Raw genomic sequence first — 474 nt, 5'->3', positions numbered from 1 at the left:
CTTGGCGATCCGCCTGCGACAGGCAGGCATCGACGATTATCTGGTCCTGGAAAAGGCCGCCGATGTCGGCGGTTGCTGGCGGGAAAACCGCTACCCGGGCGCCGCCTGCGACGTCCCCTCGCATCTCTATTCGTTTTCCTTCGAGCCGAAGGCCGACTGGTCGCGCAAGTTCGCCCCGCAGGCGGAAATCCTCGACTACCTGCGGCATTGCGCGGACAAGTACCGTCTGCGCGAGAAGATCCGTTTCCACTGCGAGGTGGAGGAGGCCCGTTTCGACGCCGGCAGCGGCGAATGGCAGGTGCGCTGCGCCGATGGCCAGACGCTGCGCGCACGGGCCCTGGTCTGCGCCACCGGCCAGTTGAGCCGGCCGCTGCTGCCGCGCCTGCCCGGCCTGGAGCGCTTCCAGGGTCCGGCGTTCCACTCGGCGAACTGGGACGCCGAGGTCGAGCTGGCCGGCAAGCGGGTCGCGGTGAT

At 68.8% G+C, this 474-nt stretch carries 1 protein-coding gene; it reads left to right on the top strand.

Annotated features, from left to right (window positions below; translation table 11 throughout):
- On the top strand, positions 1-474 hold a 474-nt coding region (locus FLO80_RS23815; protein WP_149187141.1), incomplete at both ends, for a flavin-containing monooxygenase.

Source organism: Aquicoccus porphyridii, assembly GCF_008369105.1.
Classification (GTDB): Bacteria; Pseudomonadota; Alphaproteobacteria; order Rhodobacterales; family Rhodobacteraceae; genus Aquicoccus; species Aquicoccus porphyridii.
This window is presented reverse-complemented; position numbering and strand designations above follow the sequence as displayed.